The sequence below is a fragment of the Janthinobacterium sp. GW821-FHT03C10 genome (genome assembly GCF_059420865.1).
This window is the reverse complement of sequence record NZ_JBWKUN010000006.1, coordinates 380,710-398,252: the sequence shown is the minus strand read 5'-3', so window position 1 is coordinate 398,252 and position 17,543 is coordinate 380,710. Positions and strand designations below refer to the sequence as shown.

Sequence of the window (17,543 nt, the reverse complement as noted above, 5' to 3'; positions counted from 1 at the left end):
CTTAGGCGAGAGCGGCAAACACCTTGCGCGCGGCGGCGATGGTGGCGTCGATGACGGCGTCATCGTGCTGCGCCGAGACGAAGCCCGCCTCGAAAGCGGCTGGCGCGAAGTACACGCCTTCGTCCAGCATGGCATGGAAGAAGGCGTTGAACTTGCTGCGGTCGCCCGCCATCATTTCCGCGTAGCTGGTCGGCGGCGTTGCGCTGAAATAGATGCCGAACATGCCGCCGATGTAGTCGGCGCAGAAGACCACGCCCGCCTCCTTGGCGGCAGCGGTCAGGCCTTCGGCCAGGCGCTTGGCCGTGGCGCCCAGCCGCTCGTAGAAGCCCGGCTGCTGGATCAGTTTCAGGGTGGCCATGCCGGCCGCCACGGCGACCGGGTTGCCGGACAAGGTGCCGGCCTGGTAGACGGCACCCAGCGGCGCCATGTTGTGCATCAGCGCCGCGCTGCCGCCGAAGGCCGCCACCGGCATGCCGCCGCCGATCACCTTGCCCAGCGCGGTGAGGTCGGGCTGGATGCCGTACAGCGCCTGCGCGCCGCCCAGGGCCACGCGCAAGCCGCACATGACTTCATCGAAAATGAGCAGGGCGCCGTGCTGCGTGCACAGCTCGCGCATCGCCTGCAGGAATGCCGGCGTGGCTTTCACCAGGTTCATGTTGCCGGCCACCGGTTCGACGATGACGCAGGCGATTTCCGCGCCGAAGCTGTCGAAGGCGTCCTTCAACTGTTCCACGTTGTTATAGTCGAGCACCAGGGTGTGCTTCACAAAATCTTCCGGCACGCCGGCCGACGTCGGATTGCCGAAGGTGAGCAGGCCGCTGCCCGCCTTGACCAGCAGCGAATCGGCGTGGCCGTGGTAGCAGCCTTCGAACTTGACGATCTTGTCGCGTCCCGTGGCGCCGCGCGCCAGGCGCAGGGCGCTCATGGTCGCTTCCGTGCCCGACGACACCAGGCGCACCTGCTCGATCGACGGCACCAGGCGCGTGATTTCCTCGGCCATCAGCACTTCGCCTTCGGTCGGCGCGCCGAACGACAGGCCCAGCGCGGCCGCATCCTGCACCGCTTTCACCACTTCCGGGTGGGCGTGGCCGACGATGGCCGGGCCCCACGAGCCGATATAGTCGATATAGCGCTTGCCGTCCGCGTCCCAGAAATACGGGCCTTCGGCGCGCGTGATGAAGCGCGGCGTGCCGCCGACGGAGCGGAAGGCGCGCACGGGCGAGTTGACGCCGCCTGGCGTGGTTTTTTGTGCGCGGGCAAACAGGATGTCGTTCTGTGAAGTCGTCGTCATGATAATCGTGCCTTGAGAGTGGATCGTTGTCTGTGTCGTCTGTGTTTGTGTGGACGGGATTACTGGGCGCCGTGCTGGCGCTGCTGCCGGAACAGGCGGTTCGGCACCAGCTTGCCCATGCCGTGGCGCTGCGCGTGGGCCAGCGCGCCGGCCGTGAAATCCTGCGCCGCCACGACCACCTGCGGCACGTCGTCTTCGTTTGCCGCCAGGGCCAGCAGGGCGGTGGCCGCCGCAGACAGGGTGCTGCCGGCGCCGTTGAAGATGCCCGGCAGGTGCTGCCATTCGTCGTGGCGCACCACGCCGTCCTCGCCGAACAGGGTATTGGCGCGCAGCTTGCCTTCGCCCGTGCCGGACTTGCTGGCGTCGGCCGGCATGCCGGTGACGAGCACGTATTCGCAGCCCAGGGCCACCAGGTAGTCGACGTCGTTTTGCAGGGTGTCGTCCGGATCGGCGTCGCGCCAGGTCTCGGCCAGGCGCTCCAGCTCCACCGGCGAGAGCACCAGCAGTGTCGTTTGCGGGATCAGCAGCTGGCGCACGGCCGTGAGGATGTCTTCGTCGTCCATGCCCTGTTCCGGCAGCGCCGAGATGAAGGGGTCGAGGATCAGCGGCACGTTCGGATAGTCGGAGACGATTTCGGCGATGGCCGTGACGTTTTCCACGCTGCCCAGCGCGCCGATCTTGATGGCGGCCACGGACATGTCTTCCAGCAGCACGCGCGCCTGGTCGGAAACCCAGTCCGGGTCGACCGCCTGCACGTCTTCCACGCGCGCCGTATCGCTGATCAGCAGGCCCGTGGTGACCGACAGGCCATGGCAGCCGAAGGCTGAAAACGTGGCCAGATCGGCCTGGATGCCGATCGCGCCGACCGGATCGGACACGCCGAAGCTTAATATGAGGGGAGAAGTTTGGTTTTGCACGGCGGGTAGATTAAGATACCTAATTCAGCATTTTACTTGATTGAAGGGTGGCAGAACGTGAGTAGCAACGAAACAACGCAGCAATTCCAAACGTGGATGTGTCTTATTTGCGGCTGGGTTTATGATGAAGCGGCCGGCTTGCCCGACGAAGACATCGCTCCGGGCACGCGTTGGGCCGATGTTCCGATGAACTGGACCTGCCCTGAATGCGGTGCGCGCAAGGATGATTTCGAGATGGTGGCGCTGTAGTCAATCAGGTCCACGGGATGCCGCTGCCGCACGTAGGTATCGCGGCCGCCTGTGCTATGGTATGAAAGATTGTCGAATAATCACATGACGCGTCCCTTCCCGCCCGAGGCGCCGTCCGGTGCCGTGTGCGCCAGCGCCACGATACTCGTCATCGACGACAGCGCGACGATACGCAGCGCGGCCGCAAAGATATTGGGCGAGGCCGGTTACCGCGTGGTGGTGGCGGAAAACGGCTTCGAGGCCCTGGCCAAGATCGCCGACTGCCAGCCGGCGCTGATCGTGTGCGACATCGTGATGCCGCGCCTGGACGGCTACCGCACCTGTGCGCTGATCAAGGCCAGCGCGGCGTATCGCGCCACGCCGGTGCTGATGCTGTCGTCGAAGGAAGGCTTGTTCGACCGCGCGCGCGGCGCCATGGCAGGCGCCAGCGCCTGCCTGGCCAAGCCGCTGGCGCGCGAGGCGCTGCTGGAGGCCGTGCGGCTGCACCTGGCTGGGCATTTTGAGTAAGTGTTTTTATTGATTGACAACGCAGCAAGGAAGCAGATGGCCATACACACAATTCTGATCGTCGATGACTCGCCGACAGAACGCTACTACCTGAGCGAGATGCTGGTGCGTGCCGGTTATGCCGTCCTCACGGCGCAGGACGGCGCCGACGCGCTGGCGCAACTCAAAGAGGCCAGGCCCGACCTGATCCTGATGGACGTGGTGATGCCCGGTGCGAATGGCTTCCAGATCACGCGCGCCATCGCGCGCGATCCCGAACTGCAGGACGTGCCGGTGATTATCTGCTCCAGCAAGAGCCAGGAAACGGACCGCATCTGGGGCTTGCGCCAGGGCGCGCGCGATTACCTGGTCAAGCCGGTGGTGGAAGCCGAGCTGCTGGCCAAGATCGCCGCGCTTTCCTGAGCATGCACACGATGCCAGGTCACGGCGTGTCCACAGCGGCCTTTCCGCCTGCCGCTGCCGCCATGCCATCTTTTGAGGCGGGCGCGCGGCAGGGGCGCTTGCGCCAGTACCAGCTGCAATTGATCGAGCGGATACAGGCAGCGCGCAGCGGCGCACTGGCGGCGCGCAAGGAACTGGGCGTGATGCTCGGTGGCCGCCCCTGCCTGCTCGACCTGACGCAGCTCGGTGAAATCGTCATTGCCGCCGGTGTGCAGATCCAGGGCGTGCCGTTGGCGCAGGACTGGTACCTGGGCCTGGCGGCCATGCGCGGACGCCTGACGGGGGTCGTCGACCTGGCCCGCTACATGGGCGAACCGGCTTGCGCGCCCGGCAATCACTGCCGCATCATCACGTTTTCACCCCGCCTGGGCCTCAATTGCGCATTGCTGGTCGAGCGCGTGCTGGGCTTGCGCCAGCTGCGCGCGATGCAGCCCGTCTCCTTGCCGGATGCCCCGCCGTCGTGGGCGGCGCAGGCGCTGCGCGACAGCGAAGGGCAGCAATGGCTGCGCCTGGACCTGGCGCAGCTGGCGCAAGCGGAACGCTTCCTCGATGCCGGTTTTGGCGGCCCGGCCCTCCACAAGGACATTTGCTGATGGGCGCCCATTCTCCCATCCTGGCGGCCGGCATGCCCGAAGCGGAGCACGCGCCCGGGGAGCCGGCATCTGCGGCCGACCTGCCGCTGCGCCTGCGCGACGCGCTGGGGCGGCGCAAGTCGCTGGCCAGCGCGCCGGCCGGGGACTGGAAGCTGCCGCTGATCGGCCATTTTCCGCTGCAAAAGCAGCTGAGCATCCTGTCGACGGTGATGGCCCTGAGCCTGGCCGCCAGTCTGCTGTTCGTCGGCCTCAATACGCGCAGCGGCAATATCGCCTCGGCGCAGACGCAGCTGGCCAGCGATGCGCTGATGCATTCGCAGCGCATCGGCAAGGCCGCGCCGAACGCCGTGCAAGGCAATCCGGAAGCCTTCCGCCAGCTCGAGGAAAGCCGCAATGAACTGAACCAGGATTTCCGCCTGATGCTGCGCGGCGGGACGTATCACGGGCGCGATATCGGCGAGTCGCGTTCCGCCCTGCTGGCGGCCGTGGCCGACGCGCGCAAGAAGTGGGCCAGCAGCGACCGTGCGGCCAGCACCATCCTGCGCCTGAAAACGGAGCTGGGCGAATTCGACAGGACCTTGCAGCAATTGAACGCGCTGTCGCCGGCGCTGCTGGCGCAGACCGAGGAAGTCGCGGCGCTGAAGGTGCAGCGCGGCGGCAATGCGCGCGATCTGGCCGTCATCGGCCGCCTGATGATGCTGAGCCAGCGCATGAGCCGCAGCGCCAGCGAGTTCCTGTCGTCAGGCAGCATCAGCTCGGAAACGGCGTTTTCGCTGGGGCGCGACACGACGTATTTCCGTACTGCCGTCGAAGGCCTGTTGAATGGCAGCGTGTCGCTGCAACTGACGCCCACGCGCGACGCCGAATTGCGCGACCGGCTGGTGGCGCTGAAGGCCAGTTTCGACACTTACCAGAAGCTGGTGTCGTCGATACTCGACCGGCTCGACAAATTCAGCTCCGCGAAAAGCGCCGAACAGCTGATCTTCAACGAGAACGAAGACCTGCGCCAGCGTTTGACCCTGCTGCAGCAGATGTACCACGTGAACCAGGAAACCCTGGGCGTCGCCTTCTGGATGATGGTCGGCGGCGTGTTGCTGACCCTGATCGCGGCCGCCGGCATCGGCCGCGTGCTGCTGCAGGACTCCGTCAACCGCACGCGCGACGCCGAGCGGCGGCGCCAGGAAGCGGAAATCCTGCGCCTCCAGTCGCAGGAAAAAGAGGAAGCGGCGAAGGCCAGGAATGAGCAGAACCAGGCGGCCATCCTGCGCCTGATGAACGAATTGCAGAAGGTCGCCGATGGCGACCTGACGGTACAGGCCACCGTGTCGGAAGACATCACGGGCGCCATCGCCGATTCCGTCAACTACACGGTCGAGGAATTGCGCGGCCTGGTGGGGAGGGTGACGGCGACGGCCGAACAGGTCAACCGTGCCTCGACGCAGGCGCAAAGCATCTCCAGCAAGCTGCTGATCGCATCGCAGCAGCAGTCGCGCGAAATCCAGGGCGTCAGCGCCACCGTGGTCAAGATGGCCAATGCGATTACCGACGTGTCGAAGTCGGCCAGCGTCTCGGCCGATGTGGCGCGCCAGTCGGTGGCGGCGGCGCAGCAGGGTTCGACGGCGGTGGAAAACGCCATCAAGGGCATGCATGAAATCCGCGAGCAGATCCAGGATACCTCGAAGCGCATCAAGCGCCTGGGCGAATCGTCGCAGGAAATCGGTGAAATCACCGAACTCATTTCCGACATCACCGAGCAGACCAACGTGCTGGCGCTGAACGCCGCCATCCAGGCCGCATCGGCCGGCGAGGCGGGGCGCGGCTTTTCCGTCGTCGCCGAGGAGGTGCAGCGCCTGGCCGAACGCTCGGCGGCGGCCGCCAAGCAGATCGGCGCGCTGGTGCGCACCATCCAGGCCGACACCCAGGATGCGACGCGGGCGATGGAAACGTCCACGCAGGGCGTGGTCGAGGGCGCGCGCCTGTCCGACGCGGCCGGCGCCGCCTTGAACGACATCAGCCAGGTGTCGAAGCACCTGGCCGAACTGATCCAGGGCATCTCGTTCGCCACCGGCACGCAGGCCGGTTCGGCCAGCGGCGTGGCCTTGAATATCCAGCATATCCTGAGCGTGACGGAGCAGACCCAGGATGGCACGCAGCAAACGGCGCAATCGATCCATAAACTCTCGATGCTGGCGCAGGAACTGAAAAATTCGGTGTCGCGCTTCCGCGTCGCCGCCTGAACGCCGCGCCAGTCCAGGGCGAATTCCTTACCGAGGCATGCATGAGCACACCTGATAGTCCACAGCAGTCCAAGCCATTCGACAGCGAACCTTTGTCGTGGGTGATGGTGGAAATCCGCGAAGCCCTGGGCCGCTCGAAAACAGCCCTGTTCGAGGCGGGCGGCCGCGAGCGCGAGGAACGCGCCACGGCCCTGCAGCACGCGCGCTCGCACCTGCACCAGGCGCATGGCGCGCTGATGATGGTGGACGTGGCCGGCGTCGGCCTGCTGACGGACGGCGCGGAACGGGCGCTGGCGCGCTTTCGCGACGGCAGCCTCGAATACACGCTGGACCATGCGCAAGTCGTCGCCGGGCTGTATCAGGCATTGACCGAATACCTGGAAGACCTGGTGGCCGGCACGCCGCCGCAGCCGGCGCGCTTGTTCCCCTATTACCGCGACCTGCAAACCATGCTGGGCGCCGAGCGCATCCACCCGGCCGACCTGTTTTTCCCGCCCTCCGCGATGCTGGAAGGGCAGGCCATCGCGCTGGCCGACACGCCGCCCGTGGCGGACTATCCTGCCTGGCGCGGACGCTTTGAAAAATCCCTGCTGCCCTTCCTGAAGGCGCAGGATGACGCGGCGCGGCGCCAGCACGCGGGCGACCTGCACGCCACCTTGACCCTGGTGGCCGACGCGCAGCAGGAAGCGCCGGCGCGCACCTTCTGGTTCGCCATGCAGGCGTTCGCGGGGCTGGCGGCCAGCGGCGAGGGCATGGGCACGCTCAACGTTAAACAGCTGTTCGGCCTGATCAACCTGCAATTGCGCCGCCTGGCGCAGGGCACGGCCAGCCTGCCCGAAGCGATGCTGCGCGACGCCCTGTTCTTCATCGCCGCCGCACGCGAACCGACGCCGGAGGCACGCCAGCTGCGCACCGCGTTCGCCCTGGACGGCATGCTGCCCGCCGACGTGGAAGCGCGGCGCTACGGCCAGATCGACCAGGATGCCTGGCAAGGCGCCCGCACGGCCCTGGCGCAGGCGCGCGCCAGCTGGGGCCGCCTGGCGCAAGCCGACCTCGATCCAGTCCTGGGCACGGAGTTTGACGCGTCGCTGCAACAGGTGGCGGCACATGTGGAGACCCTGAAGCAGCCGGCCCTGGCCAGCCTGCTGCGCGAGTGCGCGGCCGTGGCGCGGCAAGCCGTCACCAGCGGGCGCAGCGCGGCCCTGGAAAATGAAATCGGCATGGCCCTGCTGTTTGCCGACACGGGCCTGGCGCAGCTGCGCCGCCTGCCCGACGATTTCGCCGGCAATGCGGAAACCATCGCCGCGCGCCTGCAGGCGCTGCTGGCCGGCGAAGCGCCGCCGCCCGTCACGGCGGGAGAACTGTCGCGCCAGATTGAGCAGGGCCAGACCGTGGCCGCGCTGGCCGAGGACATGAAGGCAGGGCTGCGCCAGGTGGAAAAGGTGCTCAACGCCTACTACGCGGATGCAGCGGGTGCGGGGACGGCGGGGGCACTCGATGGCGTCGCGCCCGTGCTGGAGCAGTTGCAGCGGCAGCTGGCCGGACTGGAACAGGACGACGCACGCGCCGCCGTGCTGCAGGTCGATGCGGCCGTGCGGCAGCTGGCCGGCGGCGACACCGATGCGCACGCCAATGCGGAGTCGCACGCCGCGGCGCTCGACGAGATCGCGCAAAATGTCAGCGCGCTGGGCTTTTTTGTCGATATGCTGGGCCGTAACGCACAGGCGGCCAGCGGGCGTTTCCATTTCGATGCGGCCGCCGGCACCTTCCGCGCCCTGCCATTTGAAAAAGTCGCCGCCGCCGGCGCCGTGCCCTTGCTCGACCAGGCGCTGGCACCCGCCGCGCCTGCCGGCATGGATACCGCGCCGGCGGTGACCGACGTTGACGCGCAGATGCTCGACATCTTCATCGCCGAAGCGCGCGAAGTGCTGGCCTTTGTCGACACCACGCTGGCCCTGCCGCGCGAGCAGGCCGCCAGCGGCGACCACCTGGCCATGCTGCGCCGCTCGTTCCATACGCTGAAAGGCAGCAGCCGCATGATCGGCCTGGCGCAGTTTGCCGAAGCGGCCGGCGCCGTCGAGCGCGTCATGAATACCTGGCTGGCCGAGGCGCGCCCCGTCAGCGACGACTTGTTTACCTTGCTCAATTACGGCTGGTACCAGCTCAGCGAATGGGTGGCCGAACTGGAAGGCGGCGCGGGGCGCGAGCGCGAGGCCGGCATGCTGCTGGCGGCGGCCGAGCGCGTGCGCGAAGGCGGACCGTTCGAACTGCGCAAGCCTCGCCCGGCATCGGCCGCGCCCATGGCCAGCAATGGCAATGTGATCGGACTTCCCTTGGCCACGGCGCCCGCGCTGCACGAAGCGCCTGACGATCACCTCAAGCACGTGGGCGAACTGCGCATCAGCCTACCCTTGTACAACATCTACCTGGCCGAGACGGATGAATTGCTGCGCGTGCTGACGCGCGACTTCGGCGAGTGGCGCCATGAACAGCGCGCCGTCAGCGCGGAGGCGCTGCAAGCCGTGCATACGCTGGCCGGGACGTCCGGCACGGTCGGCTTCCAGTCCCTGCGCGACCTGACGCACGCGCTCGAGACGGTGATCGAAACGGTGGTGCCGCCGCTGGCCGGCCTGCAGGAAGCCCAGCACGACGTGCTGGAGCAGGCCACGCAGCGCATCGGGCAAATGCTGCAGGCGTTCGCGCTGGGCGACCTGGCGCCATCGCAGCCGGACATGATCGAAGCGCTCAACACCCTGTGGCGCGCCTTGACGGCGCCGCCCGGCGAGAGCCGGGAAGACCGGCTCGACGCCCTGTTTGCGGCCGCTTACGCCAGCATCGTCGGCGCGCCGGCGCAGCCCGCCGCGCCGCTTTCCGAAGTCCCTGTACCGCAGCTCGAGACCCTGTTCGAGGCGACGTATGCGAGCATCGTCGCCGACGCGCTGCAGCCGGAGGCCGCCGAAGTGCCGGCGCCGCAACCGGCGCAGGACAGCGGCGCCAGCGACGACCTGTTCGACGCCGGCTTCGAGCACGCGCCGCCGCTGGAGCATGCGGCGCCGGAAGCGCCGGCGCCCGCCATCATGCCGGCCGATGCGGCCGCGCTGCTGGCGGCGAGCGCCGGCATCAGCGATGAACTTGACCTCGATCTGTTGTCCGTCTTCCTGGAAGAGGGCGCCGACCTGCTGCCGCAGATCGGCGAGGCGCTGCGCAGCTGGCAGCAGCAGCCGCACGACAGCGGCCAGGCGCAGATGCTGCTGCGCACCCTGCACACCGTCAAGGGCAGCGCGCGCATGGCCGGCGCCATGCGCCTGGGCCAGCATGCGCATGAAATCGAGACGCATATCGAAAACATGCTGCACGCGGGCACCGCCACGCCGCAAGCCTTCGAGGAATTGCTGGCCCACTACGACCATGCGCTGCACCTGTTCGAGCAGTTGCAGCAGCCCTTGCTGCCCTTGCCGGGCATGGAAGACACGCCGGTGACCGAACCGAAGGCGGCGCTGGTGCGCGTGCGCGCCGATATCCTCGACCGCCTGGTGAACCAGGCCGGCGAAGTGTCGATCACGCGCTCGAAGATGGAAAATGAAGTGGGCGTGCTGGGCGCTTCGCTGTCCGAGTTTTCCGACAACCTGGCGCGCCTGCGGCGCCAGTTGCGCGAAGTGGAAATGCAGGCCGAATCGCAGATCGCCTCGCGTATGGCCGTCGGCAGCGAGCGCGAATTCGACCCGCTCGAATTCGACCGCTTTACGCGCCTGCAGGAACTCACGCGCATGATGGCCGAAAGCGTCAACGACGTGGCTTCGTTCCACGAAAACCTCAGCCACAGCGTCGATGCGGTGACGGACGATCTGGTGCTGCAGGCGCGCCTGACGCGTGAGCTGCAGCGCGACCTGATGCAGATCCGCATGGTGCCGTTTGCCAGCATCGCCGAACGCCTGTTCCGCGTGGCGCGGCAAAGCGCCAAGGAAGTCGACAAGCGGGTCAACCTCGACATCCGCGGCGGCGGCGTGGAAATCGACCGCAGCGTGCTCGAACGCATGGCCGCGCCCTTCGAACACCTGCTGCGCAATGCCATCGTGCACGGCGTCGAGCCGCGCGATGCGCGCCTGCTTGCTGGCAAGAGCGAGACGGGCGAGCTGCTGGTGCAGGTCAGCCAGCAGGGCAATGAAGTGGCGATCGCTTTTTCCGACGATGGCGCGGGACTGGACCTGGAACGCATCCGCGCCAAGGCGCACGGCGCCGGCCTGGTGGCGACGGATGCGCCGCTGACCGACGCGCAGGCGGCCGAACTGATTTTCACGCCGGGCTTTTCCACCGCCGACAGCCTGACGGAACTGGCAGGGCGCGGTGTTGGCATGGACATCGTGCGCTCCGAAGCGCTGGCCCTGGGCGGGCGCGTGGAAACGCTGACGCAGGCGGGCCTGGGCATGCGCTTCACCATCCACCTGCCGCTGACCCTGGCCGTCACGCAAGTGGTGCTGCTGGCGGCGAACGGCAAGACGTATGCCTTGCCATCGGTGCTGGTGGAGCAGGTGCTGCACCTGAAAGGCGAACAGCTGGAGCAGGTGCGGGCGGCCGGGCGCATCGAGTCGCACGGGCAGTCGCTGGCGCTGCATCACCTGTCGGCCATGCTGGGCGAGACGCCGGCGGCGCAGGCCACGCAGCGCCATGCGCCCGTGCTGCTGCTCAGGAATGGCAACGACAGGCTGGCCTTGCAGGTCGATGACGTGGTGGGCAACCGCGAAGTCGTGGTCAAGCACGTGGGCCCGCAACTGGCGCGCATGCCGGGCATCGCCGGCGCCACGGTGCTGGGCACGGGCGACATCGTGCTGATCCTCAATCCGGTGGCGCTGGCGCAGCACCTCGAGCATCATCCGGAACTGCTGTCGCAGTATGCGCTGGCCAGCAGCGAGCAGCATGCCGCTTCCAGCGCGCTGGCCGCGCCTGCCGTGCGCGTGATGGTGGTCGACGATTCGCTGACGGTGCGCCGCGTGATGCAGCGCCTGTTCGAGCGCGAAGGCTACCAGGTGCTGCTGGCCAAGGATGGCCTCGACGCGCTGGAGCAGCTGCATGCGCTGGAAGCGGCTGCCATGCCGGCCCTGCTGCTGGTCGACGTGGAAATGCCGCGCATGGACGGTTTTGATTTGACGCGCAATGTGCGCAGCGACGACAAGACGCGCGCCATCCCCGTCATCATGATCACCTCGCGCAGCGCCGACAAGCACCGCGCGCATGCATTCGAGCTGGGCGTGAATGCGTATTTCGGCAAGCCGTTCCAGGAAGAGGAATTGCTGGCGGAGGTGGGGCGCTTGCTGGCCGACGGCGTGGCGTAACCCGACGTCTTCACAAGCGCTAACGATGTTGTCGGATTACGCGGGGCCTTGCCCCGCTAATCCGACCTACGCTCTTGCACGATGGCGCATGTCGGGTAGGTCGGGTTAGCGCGCAGCGCGTAACCCGACATCACCGCAATGCCAATCAATTACCTGCTTACCCCGCCACCTTCACCACCGCATAGCGCTCCAGGGTCTCCTTGCGCGCCTCGTCGTGCTGCACGATGGGTTCCGGATAGTCGCGTCCCAGCATGATGTTCTTTTGCTCGAGCAGCATGCGCGGCACCAGCCAGGGCGCGTGGATTTCCTTGTCGCCCAGCGCCTTCAGCTGCGGCAGGTAGCGGCGGATGAAGCGCCCGCCCGCGTCGAATTTTTCCGACTGCGTGATGGGATTGAAGATGCGGAAGTAGGGCTGGGCGTCGCAGCCGGACGAGGACGCCCACTGCCAGCCGCCGTTGTTCGACGCCAGGTCGAAGTCGTTCAGGTGCAGCGCGAAATACGCTTCGCCGCGGCGCCAGTCGATGCCCAGATCCTTGATCAGGAAGCAGGCCGTGACCATGCGCAGACGGTTGTGCATATAGCCCGTCTGGTTCAGCTGCGCCATGGCCGCGTCGACCAGCGGATAGCCGGTGCGGCCCTCGCACCAGGCGGCAAAGGCGGCATCGGCGTCGGGGCCCGTCTCCCAGGCGATGGCGTCGTAGGCCGGTTTGAAGGCGCCGCCTTCCACGTGCGGGTTCTGGTACAAAATCATGGCGTAGAAATCGCGCCAGATCAGTTCGGCCAGCCACACGGGCGCCCCATCGCCGCCGCCGCCCCGGTCCATCAGGTCGACCACGGTGCGCACCAGATAGCGCAGCGACACGGTGCCGAAGCGCAGATGCATGGACAGGTAGGATGGCCCCTTCAGGGCGGGAAAATCGCGCGCCACGTCATAGCGGGCCACGCGCGGCAAAAAATCCTCGAACAGCGTGCTGGCGCCCGACATGCCGGTGGGAATGGCCAGTGCGGCCAGGTTGCTCGCTTCGAACCCCAGTTCGCCCAAGGTGGGCAGGGGCGCCGGCGTCCCCCCATTGCGCGGCGGCGCCAGGCTGGCCGCATGCGGTTCGATAGCGAACGGCGCCAGGCAGCCGGGTTCGGCGCGCATTTTCTTCAGCCAGGCATTTTTGTACGGCGTGTAGACGGTGTACGGTTTGGCCGACAGCGTCAGCACCTCGTCCTTCTCAAAGATGACCTGGTCCTTGAAGCTGAACCACAGGCGCGCGTCGCGCGTGAGCGCGGCGGCCACGGTGGCGTCGCGGGCGATCGCTTGCGGTTCGTAGTCGTGGTTGGCAAAAACGGCGTCGGCGTTCAATTCGGCGGCCAGGCGCGGGATGGCCTCGGCCGCGTCCGCGTGCAGCACGATCAGGTCGCCGCCCAGCTGGCGCAGCTCATGGGCCAGCTCGGCCACGCTGGCATGGATGAAGTCGACCCGCCGGTCGCGGCGCGGCAGCGTTGCCAGGATGGCGGTGTCGTAGACGAAGACGCAATGTACGGCCTGGCTCTGGCGCAGGGCGTGATGCAGTGCAGCATGGTCAAACGCGCGCAGATCGCGCCGGAACCACACCAGGGAAGTCTTGATTCTCATTATTTCGCGTGTTCAGGGTCAAAGATAGGCGATTTTTTGCCGCCAACAGGGCTTTATGGCCGCTCGCGTCGTGCCTTTGGCGTCGCTGCGGCGGCAATTCAGTGTAAACTACCGGGTATGTTCATGGTGCTTTATGTGCGACAGCGATTTTGCAATCAATTTTACAATTGGCATTGACATGCGTCTGCAGGCATAGCGAATTGACCATTAATTTACAACATAACAAGAATAGCGCCTGGTAACACGGTGCGCGCCGCCCAGGATGTGCGGCCGCTTGCGCCAGGCGTACGATAGCGGGTTAAGCGAGACTTGCCAGCAAGCCCACAGAGAGAGCATCGCGTATGAAAAAGAGTAAAATCGACCAGACTCTACCAGGACATCGCCTGATGCAGGGTGTGGGAGAGCCGGCCGCGACCGGTTCCTCCACCTTGAATCTGGCCAACCATTTCCTGATTGCGATGCCGGCCATGCAAGACCCGATCTTCGGCGGCACGGTCGTGTACGTGTGCGAACACAATGAAAACGGCGTGCTGGGCGTCGTCATCAACAAGCCCACCGACATGACCATGGAAGTGCTGTTCGACCGCATCGACCTGAAACTGGCGGCCGGCAGCGACACGCCCATCATCAACGAGCCGATCATGTTCGGCGGCCCGGTGCAGGACGACCGCGGTTTCGTGCTGCATACGCCGGGCGCGCGCTATTCCTCGTCGCTGACGGTGACCGATGAAGTGGCCTTTACCACCTCGATCGACGTGCTCGAAGCCGTCGCCAAGGGCGATGGTCCCGAGCGCATGCTCGTCTCGATCGGCTACTCGGGCTGGAGCCCGGGCCAGCTGGAAGACGAGATCGGCCGCAACGGCTGGCTGACGGTGGGCGCCTCGGCCGACATCCTGTTCGATTTCCCCATCGAACAGCGCTACGTGGCGGCCATCAAGCTGCTGGGCATCGATCCCCTGATGCTGGCCAGCGAGGCTGGCCACGCATGAGCGGTGACGCCATCGACACCATCCTCGCCTTCGATTTCGGCTTGAAACGCATCGGCGTGGCCATCGGCAATACCATGATTTGCCAGGCCAAGCCGCTCAGCGTGATCACGGCCACGGCGAACGAGCCGAAGTTTGCCGCCATCGATAGCCTGATCAGGGAGTGGGGCGCCAGCCGCATCGTGGTGGGCTTGCCCAGCCACCCGGACGGCACGGAGCACGAGATGAGCGCGCGCTGCCGCCGTTTCGCCAACCAGGTGCATGGCCGCTTCAACCTGCCGGTGGAACTGGTCGACGAACGTTACTCCTCGGCCGTCATCGCCGCCAAGCGCGGCGAAGTCATCGACGACCGCGCCGCCGCCATCATCCTGCAACAGTATTTCGACGCGAATTATTAATCTGACCCTAGACTTCCTCCCTGAATGATCAAGAACTCTATGCCGCATCCTACGAATCCTTCCCAACTCGACGCCGAGGCCCTGTACGGGGTCTTGCTGCAACAGGTGCAGAGCGGCCTGGCGGGCATCCCCAACGTGGCCATCGTCGGCATCCATTCGGGCGGCGCCTGGCTGGCCGAGCGCCTGGCGCGCGACCTGAACCTGCTTGACCGCCTGGGCGTGCTCGACGTGTCCTTCTACCGCGACGACTTCGCCCAGAAGGGCCTGCATGCGGACGTCAAGCCGACGCAGATCAGCTTTGACGTGGCCGGCGCCACCATCCTGCTGGTCGACGACGTGCTGTACACGGGCCGCACCACGCGCGCGGCCATCAACGAATTGTTCGATTATGGCCGCCCGGCCAAGATCATGCTGGCGGCCCTGGTCGACCGCGGCGAACGCCAGTTGCCGGTGGCCGCCGATTTCGTGGCCGCCTTCACAGCCGTGCCGCCGGGCCAGGCCCTGGTCCTGAAGCAAGCCGACGATGGAAAATTCACGCTCACCATAGATACCCACCATGCTTAATCCGCAACTGAATAAACACGGCGAACTGCAACATCTGCTGACGATCGAAGGCTTGCCGAAGTCTATCGTCAACCACATTCTCGATACCGCTTCCTCGTTCGTCGGCATCTCTGACCGCGACGTGAAGAAGGTGCCGCTGATGCGCGGCAAGAGCGTTTTCAACCTGTTCTTTGAAAACTCCACGCGCACCCGCACCACCTTCGAAATCGCCTCGAAGCGTTTGTCGGCCGACGTCATCAACCTGAATATCCAGGCCTCGTCGGCCAGCAAGGGCGAATCGCTGCTCGACACCATCGACAACCTGTCGGCCATGCATGCCGACATGTTCGTCGTGCGCCACGCGCAGTCGGGCGCGCCCTATCTGATTGCCAAGCACCTGATCGACACCAAACAGCCGCACGTCCACGTGGTCAACGCGGGCGACGGTCGCCACGCGCACCCGACCCAGGGCTTGCTCGACATGTACACGATCCGCCACTACAAGAAGGATTTCACCAACCTGACGGTGGCCATCGTGGGCGACATCCTGCACAGCCGCGTGGCGCGTTCCGACATCCATGCGCTGACCACCCTGGGCGTGCCGGAAGTGCGCGCCATCGGCCCGCACACCCTGCTGCCGGGCGGCCTGGAACAGATGGGCGTGCGCACCTTCACCAACATGGATGAAGGCTTGAAAGGCGTGGACGTGATCATCATGCTGCGCCTGCAGAATGAACGCATGAGCGGCGCGCTGCTGCCGTCGGCGCAGGAATACTTCAAGAGCTATGGCCTCACGCCCGAGCGCCTGGCGCTGGCGAAACCGGACGCCATCGTCATGCATCCGGGCCCGATGAACCGCGGCGTGGAAATCGATTCGGCCGTGGCCGACGGTCCGCAGGCGGTGATCCTGCCGCAGGTGACGTTCGGTATCGCCGTGCGCATGGCGGTGATGAGTATTTTGGCTGGTAATCAGGGCTGATAGCCCAAGGACGAGTAAGCGAGCATGACGACACTACATATCAAGAACGGCCACCTGATCGACCCTGCCAACGGCATCGATGGCTTGCAAGACCTGTTCATCGCCGACGGCAAGGTGCTGGCCGTGGGCAGCGCCCCGGCCGGCTTCAAGGCCGACACCACCTTTGACGCGGCCGGCCTGGTGGTTTCCCCCGGCCTGGTTGACCTGTCCGCGCGCCTGCGCGAGCCGGGCTACGAATACAAGGCGACCCTGGAATCGGAACTGCAGGCGGCGCTGCAAGGCGGCGTCACGAGCCTGGTGTGTCCGCCCGACACCGATCCCGTGCTCGATGAGCCGGGCCTGGTGGAAATGCTGAAATACCGCGCCAAGACGCAGAACAAGGCCCACGTGCACCCGCTGGGCGCGCTGACCATGGGCTTGAAGGGCCAGTCGCTGACGGAAATGGCGGAACTGACGGAAGCGGGCTGCATCGGCTTCGCGCAGGCGGAAGAGCCGATCGAGGACACCACCGTGCTGCTGCGCGCCATGCAGTATGCGAACACCTTCGGCTACACCGTCTGGCTGCGCCCGCAAGACCCGCACATCGGCCGTGGCGGCATCGCCCACAGCGGCCCGCTGGCGTCGCGCCTGGGCTTGTCCGGCGTGCCCGTGATGTCCGAGACCATCGCGCTGCACACGATCTTTGAATTGATGCGCGCCAGCCGCGCGCGCGTGCACCTGTGCCGCATCTCGTCGGCGGCGGGCCTGGAACTGATCCGCGCCGCCAAGGCCGAAGGCTTGCCCGTCACTTGCGACGTGGGCGTGCACCACGTGCACCTGACGGACGCCGACATCGGCTTCTTCGATCCGAACGCGCGCGTCACGCCGCCGTTCCGCAGCCAACGCGACCGTGACGCGATCCGCGCCGGCCTGCTCGATGGCACGGTCGACGCCATGTGCTCGGACCACACGCCCGTCGACGACGATGAAAAACTGCTGCCGTTCGGCGAAGCGTCGCCCGGCGCCACGGGCCTGGAACTGCTGCTGTCGCTGGCCCTGAAGTGGGCCGACGACTACGCCTTGAACCAGCCGCAAGCGGGCGAGCGTCCGCTGGCGCGCGCCGTGGCCAAGGTCACGTCCGACGCGGCCCGTGTCGCCGGCATCCCGGCCGGCAGCCTGGCCGTGGGCGAGGCGGCCGACATCTGCGTCTTCGATCCCGCCGCGCGCTGGACCGTGTCGTCGGCCTCGCTGGCCAGCCAGGGCAAGCACACGCCTTTCCTCGGCTATGAGCTGAGCGGCATCGTCAAGGCGACCATCGTGGCCGGACGCGTGGCGTTTCAGCGTTAAATTTTTTGTGTCGGAGCCGTAGGTCGGATTAGCGGTACGCGTAATCCGACAAGCCCATGGCGGCTCCTGTCGGCTTACGCAGCGCCTCACGGACGCTGCCAAGCCGACCTACGCGGCTGCAT

At 66.4% G+C, this 17,543-nt stretch carries 14 protein-coding genes; 11 read left to right on the top strand and 3 right to left on the bottom strand.

The features are described 5' to 3' along the window. Position 1 precedes the first annotated feature (1 nt). Both hemL and thiD read right to left on the bottom strand, forming a co-directional pair. Positions 2–1,291 (bottom strand): glutamate-1-semialdehyde 2,1-aminomutase, encoded by a 1,290-nt coding sequence (gene hemL, locus AC07VH_RS21555; RefSeq protein WP_475416111.1) that lies wholly within the window; start codon positions 1,289–1,291, stop codon positions 2–4. A gap of 59 nt (positions 1,292–1,350) precedes the next feature. Continuing rightward, complete coding sequence (gene thiD, locus AC07VH_RS21550; RefSeq protein WP_494789174.1) at positions 1,351–2,208, bottom strand: bifunctional hydroxymethylpyrimidine kinase/phosphomethylpyrimidine kinase; 858 nt, start codon at positions 2,206–2,208, stop codon at positions 1,351–1,353. A 96-nt stretch (positions 2,209–2,304) separates the two neighbouring features. Between thiD and AC07VH_RS21545 the strand changes: the two genes are divergently transcribed. From AC07VH_RS21545 to AC07VH_RS21520, 6 genes are all read left to right on the top strand, one after another. Next, on the top strand, positions 2,305–2,457 hold the full coding sequence (locus AC07VH_RS21545; protein WP_010401308.1) for a rubredoxin: 153 nt from the start codon (positions 2,305–2,307) through the stop codon (positions 2,455–2,457). Between the two features lie 84 nt (positions 2,458–2,541). Next, positions 2,542–2,964: a response regulator gene (locus tag AC07VH_RS21540; RefSeq protein ID WP_475416113.1), complete on the top strand. Its 423-nt coding sequence runs from the start codon at positions 2,542–2,544 to the stop codon at positions 2,962–2,964. Positions 2,965–3,000: 36 nt separating this feature from the next. Beyond that, positions 3,001–3,366, top strand: a complete 366-nt coding sequence (locus AC07VH_RS21535; RefSeq protein ID WP_070222135.1) for a response regulator transcription factor — start codon at positions 3,001–3,003, stop codon at positions 3,364–3,366. Positions 3,367–3,392: 26 nt separating this feature from the next. Continuing rightward, positions 3,393–3,998 carry a chemotaxis protein CheW gene (locus AC07VH_RS21530; RefSeq protein ID WP_475416114.1) on the top strand — a complete coding sequence of 202 codons (606 nt, stop codon included), beginning with the start codon at positions 3,393–3,395 and terminating at the stop codon, positions 3,996–3,998. Then, on the top strand, positions 3,998–6,235 hold the full coding sequence (locus AC07VH_RS21525; protein ID WP_494789173.1) for a methyl-accepting chemotaxis protein: 2,238 nt from the start codon (positions 3,998–4,000) through the stop codon (positions 6,233–6,235). The genes AC07VH_RS21530 and AC07VH_RS21525 overlap by 1 nt, the downstream gene beginning before the upstream one ends. 41 nt (positions 6,236–6,276) lie before the next feature. Beyond that, entirely contained in the window at positions 6,277–11,565 is a 5,289-nt protein-coding gene (locus AC07VH_RS21520; protein ID WP_494789172.1) for a hybrid sensor histidine kinase/response regulator, read from the top strand. Between the two features lie 157 nt (positions 11,566–11,722). On the opposite strand, the gene AC07VH_RS21515 is transcribed toward AC07VH_RS21520, so the two are convergent. Continuing rightward, a complete protein-coding gene (locus AC07VH_RS21515; RefSeq protein WP_494789171.1) occupies positions 11,723–13,189 on the bottom strand; it encodes a cryptochrome/photolyase family protein in 1,467 nt (488 codons plus the stop codon). A gap of 386 nt (positions 13,190–13,575) precedes the next feature. Between AC07VH_RS21515 and AC07VH_RS21510 the strand changes: the two genes are divergently transcribed. The 5 genes from AC07VH_RS21510 to AC07VH_RS21490 are packed head-to-tail and all read left to right on the top strand — an operon-like array spanning position 13,576 to position 17,421. Further along, positions 13,576–14,178: a YqgE/AlgH family protein gene (locus tag AC07VH_RS21510; RefSeq protein WP_034746689.1), complete on the top strand. Its 603-nt coding sequence runs from the start codon at positions 13,576–13,578 to the stop codon at positions 14,176–14,178. Then, positions 14,175–14,573, top strand: a complete 399-nt coding sequence (ruvX, locus tag AC07VH_RS21505; RefSeq protein ID WP_230492103.1) for a Holliday junction resolvase RuvX — start codon at positions 14,175–14,177, stop codon at positions 14,571–14,573. Before AC07VH_RS21510 ends, ruvX begins: the two co-directional genes overlap by 4 nt. 39 nt (positions 14,574–14,612) lie before the next feature. Beyond that, positions 14,613–15,137 carry a bifunctional pyr operon transcriptional regulator/uracil phosphoribosyltransferase PyrR gene (gene pyrR / locus AC07VH_RS21500; protein WP_034746692.1) on the top strand — a complete coding sequence of 175 codons (525 nt, stop codon included), beginning with the start codon at positions 14,613–14,615 and terminating at the stop codon, positions 15,135–15,137. Beyond that, positions 15,130–16,095 (top strand): aspartate carbamoyltransferase catalytic subunit, encoded by a 966-nt coding sequence (locus AC07VH_RS21495; protein ID WP_034746695.1) that lies wholly within the window; start codon positions 15,130–15,132, stop codon positions 16,093–16,095. Before pyrR ends, AC07VH_RS21495 begins: the two co-directional genes overlap by 8 nt. A gap of 24 nt (positions 16,096–16,119) precedes the next feature. Beyond that, positions 16,120–17,421: a dihydroorotase gene (locus AC07VH_RS21490; RefSeq protein ID WP_494789170.1), complete on the top strand. Its 1,302-nt coding sequence runs from the start codon at positions 16,120–16,122 to the stop codon at positions 17,419–17,421. Positions 17,422–17,543: the final 122 nt, after the last annotated feature.

Coding starts and splice junctions, on each gene's coding strand:
- hemL (WP_475416111.1), bottom strand. CDS start 1,291: ATGACGACGACTTCACAGAACGACATCCTGTTTGCCCGCGCACAAAAA.
- AC07VH_RS21545 (WP_010401308.1), top strand. CDS start 2,305: ATGTGTCTTATTTGCGGCTGGGTTTATGATGAAGCGGCCGGCTTGCCC.
- AC07VH_RS21540 (WP_475416113.1), top strand. CDS start 2,542: ATGACGCGTCCCTTCCCGCCCGAGGCGCCGTCCGGTGCCGTGTGCGCC.
- AC07VH_RS21535 (WP_070222135.1), top strand. CDS start 3,001: ATGGCCATACACACAATTCTGATCGTCGATGACTCGCCGACAGAACGC.
- AC07VH_RS21525 (WP_494789173.1), top strand. CDS start 3,998: ATGGGCGCCCATTCTCCCATCCTGGCGGCCGGCATGCCCGAAGCGGAG.
- AC07VH_RS21520 (WP_494789172.1), top strand. CDS start 6,277: ATGAGCACACCTGATAGTCCACAGCAGTCCAAGCCATTCGACAGCGAA.
- AC07VH_RS21515 (WP_494789171.1), bottom strand. CDS start 13,189: ATGAGAATCAAGACTTCCCTGGTGTGGTTCCGGCGCGATCTGCGCGCG.
- AC07VH_RS21510 (WP_034746689.1), top strand. CDS start 13,576: ATGCAGGGTGTGGGAGAGCCGGCCGCGACCGGTTCCTCCACCTTGAAT.
- ruvX (WP_230492103.1), top strand. CDS start 14,175: ATGAGCGGTGACGCCATCGACACCATCCTCGCCTTCGATTTCGGCTTG.
- pyrR (WP_034746692.1), top strand. CDS start 14,613: ATGCCGCATCCTACGAATCCTTCCCAACTCGACGCCGAGGCCCTGTAC.
- AC07VH_RS21495 (WP_034746695.1), top strand. CDS start 15,130: ATGCTTAATCCGCAACTGAATAAACACGGCGAACTGCAACATCTGCTG.
- AC07VH_RS21490 (WP_494789170.1), top strand. CDS start 16,120: ATGACGACACTACATATCAAGAACGGCCACCTGATCGACCCTGCCAAC.